Origin of the sequence: Pseudomonas viridiflava (assembly GCF_001642795.1) — a bacterium.
Lineage (GTDB): Bacteria > Pseudomonadota > Gammaproteobacteria > Pseudomonadales > Pseudomonadaceae > Aquipseudomonas > Aquipseudomonas viridiflava.
The window spans coordinates 1-7,104 of sequence record NZ_LKEH01000011.1 but is presented as its reverse complement, the minus strand read 5'-3'; the positions used below and the strand labels follow the sequence as shown (position 1 = coordinate 7,104).

Below are 7,104 nucleotides of genomic sequence, written 5' to 3'. Positions count from 1 at the left end.
CCGGCCGCACCCGGCGTGGCGGCGGAGCTGTACCTGGGCGGCGTCGGGCTGGCGCGGGGTTATCACAACCGTGCCGCGCTGACGGCCGAACGCTTCGTGCCGGACCCGTTCGACGAGCATGGCGGTGGTCGTCTGTATCGAACCGGAGATCTGGCGCGCTATCGCCAAGAAGGCGTGATCGAATACGCCGGGCGTATCGACCATCAGGTGAAGATTCGCGGGTTGCGCATTGAACTGGGTGAAATCGAAGCCAGCCTTCTCGAACACCTTTCCGTTCAGGAAGCAGTGGTCATCGACATCGAAGGCCCGTCCGGCAAGCAGCTCGCCGCGTATGTGGTGACGAACGACCAGAACCCGGACGTTGAAGGTCTGCGGGACAGGCTCAGGGCATTCCTTAAAGAAACATTGCCGGACCACATGGTGCCTCATCACGTTGTCTGGCTGGCCAGGATGCCGCTCACGGCCAACGGCAAGCTGGACCGCAAGGCCTTGCCGAAACCGCAGTCCGGCCAAGCGGCACGCCTTTACGTGGCACCGGCCACCGAACAGGAGCAACAACTGGCGGCGATCTGGGCCGAGGTGCTGAAGGTCGAGCGAGTTGGGCTGACCGACGACTTCTTCGAGCTGGGCGGCCATTCGCTGTTGGCCACGCAACTGGTGTCCAGAATCCACTCGGGACTGGGCATCGACATCCCGTTGCGGCTGATCTTCGAGAAACCGCAACTGAACGAATTTATCCAGACGTTCGCCCAGAGCGGCCTGTCGCTGACCGAGGACGGCTTGTCCGATATCGAGAAAATGATGAACGAAATGGCGGGTATCTGACATGGACCAGTCTGCAGCAGCGCGTATCGCCCAGCGTTTCGTCGGTTTGCCCGTCGAACAGCGTCGTCAGATTCTCGGCAAGATCAATGAAACCGGACAGAGCTTCAGGCTGCTGCCGATTGCCGTGACCCGCCATGAGATTGCCCGCATTCCATTGTCGTACGCACAGCAACGCATGCTGTTTCTCTGGCAGATGGAACCGCACAACATTGCCTACAACGTACCACTGGCGGTGCGTCTGAATGGCCCGCTGAACCCGCAGGCGCTTGGCGCAGCGCTCGACCAACTGGTGCAGCGTCATGAAACCCTGCGCACCCGGTTCGTCTCCGAAGACGGCGAGTTTCATCAGGAAGTTCTGCCGCAGGGCAACGTTGCCCTGGAGTGCGTCAGTGTCGAGGCGGATCAGGTCGAGGCGCAGGTACGTGCCGAACTGCATAAGCCGTTCGATCTGCTCAGCGGTACGTTGCTGCGGGTCAAGCTGTTTCAACTGAGCGACGCTGAACACGTGCTGACGGTGTGCCTGCATCACGTGGTGTCCGATGGCTGGTCGGGCGAATTGCTGATTCGTGAATTCGTGCAGCTGTATCAGGCGCACGTCCTTGGGCAGACCGCAACCCTGCCTGAACTGGCGATTCAATACGCTGACTACGCGATCTGGCAGCGCGCCTGGCTGGAAGCCGGGGAGGGCGAGCGGCAGCTGGATTACTGGAAGCAGCAACTGGGCAGTGAGCACCCGGTGCTGACCCTGCCGCTGGACCATGAGCGTCCGTTGCAGCCCAGCCATCGTGGCGCGACCGTGCGTGTCGATCTCTCGGAACACCTGTCGACACAGCTGAAAACCCTGGCCCGCAGCCGTGGCCAGACGATCTTCATGCAGGTGCTGGCGGCGCTGTCGGTGGTGCTGTCGCGCTTCAGCGGGCAGGCGGATATTCGCATCGGTGCACCGAATGCCGGACGTACCCGCAGCGAGCTGGAAGGGCTTATCGGCTTCTTCATCAACACCCAGGTGCTGCGTGTGCAGGTGGATGAGCGGCAGAGTTTTGCGGCATTGCTGGATCAGGTGAAACAGGTGGTGAGCGGCGCGCAGTCGCATCAGGAACTGCCTTTCGAGCATCTGGTGGACGCCCTCGCCCCAGAGCGCAATCTGGGCCACAACCCGTTGTTCCAGTTCAAGATCAACCAACACGTCTACGCTGCCGATCAGGCCGACGCCTCGCGCCAGAGCCTGACCGGGCTGAGCGTCAGCGAGTTTCCGGTGGGCGCAAGCGATGCACGCTTCGATCTGGCCTTCGATTTCACCGACACACCGGATGGCCTGCGCGGTTACTTCACCTATGCCACCGACCTGTTCGAGGCTCGCACCATCGAGCGTATCGCTGACGCGTTGCGCGAGGTGTTGCAGGCGCTGGTGACGAATGTTGATCGTCGTCTGGCGGATCAGCCGCTGACAGGTTCGCTGCCGATTGTCGAAACGTCGCTGGATTTCGCCTGCTCCGACTTCCTCGGCCTCTGGCACAACGGCCTGCACAACGGACGTGACAAAACCGCCGTGCGGGTTGGCCAACAGACGCTGAGCTTTGCGCAACTGGAGCAACAGTCCAACCGTTTCGCTCGCTATCTGCAAGCCGAGGGCATCGGCGCAGGCATGACGGTTGCGCTGTGTCAGGACCGCTCCGTGGAGTGGGTGGTCAGCCTGCTGGCGGTGCTGAAACTCGGTGCGGTGTACCTGCCGCTGGACACCTCGCAGCCCGCCGAGCGCTTGCAGCAATTGGTCAGGGACAGCGGCGCGGCATTGCTGATTCATGCTGCGGACAACGACAAGGCCGCACGGCTTGGCGTCTGCCCGGTGCTGGCGTTCGATGCGACGCAGTGGGCCGATTGCGCCGATGAAGCGTTGGGGATTCAGGTCGAGGCCGAGCAACCGGCTTACATCATTTACACCTCAGGCTCCACCGGGCAGCCCAAGGGCGTGGTGATCAGCCACGGCGCGCTGGCCAATTACGTGCAGTCCGTGCTGACGCGCCTGTCGCTCGATGCGGAGGCGAGCATGGCGATGGTCTCTACCGTAGCGGCCGATCTGGGTCACACCTTGCTGTTCGGCGCGCTGGCATCGGGTCGCACATTGCACCTGCTGTCCCACGAACAGGCCTTCGATCCCGACGGATTTGCCCGCTACATGGCCGAGCATCAGGTGGACGTGCTGAAGATCGTTCCAAGCCATCTGCAAGGTCTGCTACAGGCCGCAAGGCCCGCCGATGTGTTGCCCAGGCAGATGCTGATCCTGGGGGGCGAGGCCAGTTCCTGGGCTTTGATCGAGCAGGTTCGCTCGCTCAAACCGGGCTGCCGGATCGTCAACCACTACGGTCCCACCGAAACCACGGTCGGCATCCTCACCCACGAAGTGGCTGAAAAGTTGTCCGCCTGCCGCAGCGTTCCTGTCGGCCAGCCGCTGGCCAACGGCAAGGCGCGGGTGCTGGACGCTTACCTGAATTCGGTCGCCGAGCGTGTCGCCGGCGAGCTGTACCTGGGCGGCGAAGGCCTGGCGCAGGGCTATCTGGGCCGTGCGGCGATGACTGCCGAACGCTTCGTGCCGGACCCTGAAGCCGATGGCAAACGCCTGTACCGTGCAGGCGACCGCGCGCGCCGGGTGGATGGCGTGCTGGAATACCTGGGTCGCGCTGACGATCAGGTGAAAATCCGTGGCTATCGCGTCGAGCCCGGTGAAGTCGGGCAGTTGCTGCAAACCCTGGAGGGCGTCGCCGAGGCGGTGGTGCTGGCCCAGCCGCTGGACAGCGATGAGTCGCGTCTGCAACTGGTGGCCTGGTGCGTGGCGTCGGTAAGCGCTGAAACCCTGCGCGAACAACTGGCCGCACGCCTGCCGGAATACCTGGTGCCTGCACAGATCCTGATGCTCGACCGTCTGCCGCTGACCGCCAACGGCAAACTCGACAAACGCGCCTTGCCCAGACCGGGCGTGGTCAAACAGCGCTACACCGCACCGGTCGGCGAGATCGAGGAAAAGCTCGCCTCGGTCTGGGCCGACGTGCTCAAACTGGAGCAGGTGGGCAGCACCGACAACTTCTTCGAACTGGGCGGCGACTCGATCCTCAGTTTGCAAATCATCGCCCGCGCCAAGCGTCAGGGCATCAAGCTCAGCCCGAAGCAGTTGTTCGAAAAGCAGACCATCGGCCAATTGGCGTCGGTGGCGAAACTCATTCAGAGGAAGCCAGCCGCCGCGGTGGAGCAGGTCAGCGGTTCACTGCCCTTGCTGCCGATTCAGGCGCGCTTCTTCGAACTGGAGATTCCCGAGCGTCATCACTGGAATCAGGCGGTGATGCTCAAGCCCAATACGGTTCTGGACGCAACGCTGCTGCAAAGCGCGCTGATAGCGCTGATCGAACATCACGACGCGCTGCGTCTGGGCTTCTCTCGGCAGGACGGGCAATGGCATGCCACGTTTGGCGCGCTGAATACTCGTGATGTGCTGTGGACGCATGAGCTGGACGACACCGAGCGCCTGACCGAACTGGCCGACGAAGCACAACGCAGTCTCGATTTGAAAAACGGACCGCTGCTGCGCGCCGTGCTGGTCAATCTGCCGCAGAACGAGCAACGCCTGCTGCTGGTCATCCACCACCTCGTGGTGGATGGCGTGTCGTGGCGTGTGCTGCTGGAAGACTTGCAACAGGTGTATCAGTCCATTGCCGCAGGACAAACCCTGGCGCTGCCGAGTAAAACCAGTTCCCTCAAAAGTTGGGCCGAACACCTGCAGGCCCATGCGCAGAGCGCTGCGCTGGAGCAGGAACTGTCCTGGTGGCAAAACCAGTTGCAGGGCGCCAGCGACACTTTGCCTTGCGACAACCCGCAGGGCGGGCAGCAGCAGAAACACGCGACCTCTGTGGTCACGCACCTGAACAGCGAACTGACCCGGCAACTGCTGCAGGACGCACCAGCGGCCTATCGTACCCAGATCAACGACCTGCTTTTGACGGCGCTGGCGCGGGTGATCAGCCGCTGGACCGGACAGTCCGACGTGCTGATCCGCCTGGAAGGCCATGGCCGTGAGGACCTGTTCGACACGCTGGACCTCAGCCGTACCGTTGGCTGGTTCAGTAATCTGTACCCGGTCAGGCTGTCACCGCAGGGCGCGTTTTCCGATTCGATCATGGCCATCAAGGAACAATTGCGCGCGGTGCCCGACAAGGGCATCGGTTATGGCGCGCTTCGCTATCTGGGCAGCGACGCCGCGCGTCATGCGCTGCAGCAGTTGCCGCAGGGCAGCATCGTCTTCAATTATCTGGGCCAGTTCGACGGCAGTTTCGATGCGCAGGACGCGTTATTCGTCCCATCGGCTGACAGCGCGGGCGCCTCGCAAAGTGCCGAAGCGCCGCTGGCTGCGCCCCTCAGCATCAACGGTCAGGTGTACGGTGGCGAGCTGCGTCTGAGCTGGAGTTTCAGCGGCGCGGTGTTCGAGACCGGCACGGTGCAACGTCTGGCCGACGACTACGCACGGGAGTTGCAACAGCTCATCGCGCACTGCACGGCGCCAGGCGTTGCCGGTGTCACGCCGTCCGACTTCCCGCTGGCCCGTCTGACTCAGGCACAACTGAACAGCCTGCCGATGGCGGCCCGAGACATCGAAGACATCTACCCGCTGGCGCCGATGCAGCAGGGCATGCTGTTCCACACCCTGTTCGAGCAGGAGGCGGGCAACTACATCAACCAGATGCGCGTCGAAGTCAGCGGTCTGGACGTCGCGCGTTTCAAGGCGGCCTGGCAGGCCACGCTGAATACCCATGAAGTGCTGCGCAGCGGTTTCGTCAGCCATCTGGATCAGTCATTGCAGGTGGTGTTGCGCGAAGTGCCGATGCCGTTCGCCGAGGTGGATGCCAGAGGCCAGACGCCGCAATGGCTGGATGACTGGGCCGATGCGGACCGTCGACAGGGTTTTGAACTGACTCAGGCGCCGTTGCTGCGTCTGACGGTATTGCGCACCGCAGAAGACAAACATCAGCTGGTCTACACCAGCCACCACATTCTCATGGACGGCTGGAGCAGCTCGCGCCTGTTGGGCGAAGTGTTGCAGCGTTACAGCGGACAGACGCCGGCAAGACAGACCAGTCGTTATCGCGATTACATCGAATGGCTGCAGCGTCAGGACGCGGCGCTCAGTGAGCGTTTCTGGACCGGACAACTGGCGGAGCTGGATGAGCCGACCCGCCTGATGCAGAGCTTCAAGTCGCAGCCGGGCGAGGCCGGGCAGGGCGATCACCTGCAACTGATCGACGCGCACGCCACACAGGCATTGAGCGAGTTCGCCCGCGAACAGCGTGTAACCCTCAATACGCTGGTGCAGTCGGCCTGGCTGCTGGTGCTGCAACGCTACACCGGGCAATCCAGCGTGACCTTCGGTGCAACGGTGGCGGGGCGTCCTGCCGAGTTGCCGGGTGTCGAGGAACAGCTCGGCCTGTTCATCAACACCTTGCCGGTGATCGCCAGCCCGCGTCCCGAGCAGCGTGTTGCCGACTGGGTCCAGCAGGTCCAGACCAAGAATCTGGCCCTGCGCGAACATGAACACACGCCGCTTTACGACATTCAGCGTTGGGCGCGCAGTGGCGGTGATGCGCTGTTCGACAGCATTCTGGTGTTCGAGAACTACCCGGTCTCCGACGCGTTGCAACAGACCGCGCCGCCGGGGCTGGTCTTCGGCGGCCTGCATACGCAGGAACAGACTCATTACCCGCTGACGCTGGTGGTCAATCTGGGTCAGACCCTGTCGATGCGCTTCAGCTACGACCGGCAGAGCCTGAGCGACGCCGACGTGGCGCAATTGTCGGCGCATCTCCAGCACCTGTTGCAGGCGCTGATTCGTGATCCACAGGCTGCAATTGGTGAACTGGCGCTGCTGGATCAGCCTGCGCAGCGGCAGGTATTGCGCGACTGGAACGATACGGCTGCGGACTTCCCGAGCGAACAGTGCATCCACACGCTGATCGAGACTCAGGTGCTGGCGACACCGGATGCGCCTGCGCTGATCTTTGCTGAGCAGCAACTGAGTTACGCGCAACTCAACACCCGCGCCAACCAGTTGGCTCACCGTTTGCGTGAATCGGGCGTCGGCCCGGACGTGCGAGTGGGCATCTGCGTCGAGCGCAGCCTGGAACTGGTGATCGGCCTGCTGGCCATCGTCAAAGCGGGCGGTGCCTATGTGCCGCTGGACCCGGATTACCCCGAAGACCGGCTGGCCTACATGATGCAGGACAGCGGTATCGGCCTGCT

General features: G+C 62.9%; 2 protein-coding genes. Both read left to right on the top strand.

Features of this window, described 5'->3' with window-relative positions; translation table 11 throughout:
- Window positions 1–825: phosphopantetheine-binding protein (locus AO065_RS00095; RefSeq protein ID WP_155737743.1), on the top strand; the 825-nt coding region annotated here is incomplete at its 5' end.
- A 1-nt stretch (window position 826) separates the two neighbouring features.
- Window positions 827–7,104: non-ribosomal peptide synthetase (locus tag AO065_RS00090; RefSeq protein ID WP_063921054.1), on the top strand; the 6,278-nt coding region annotated here is incomplete at its 3' end.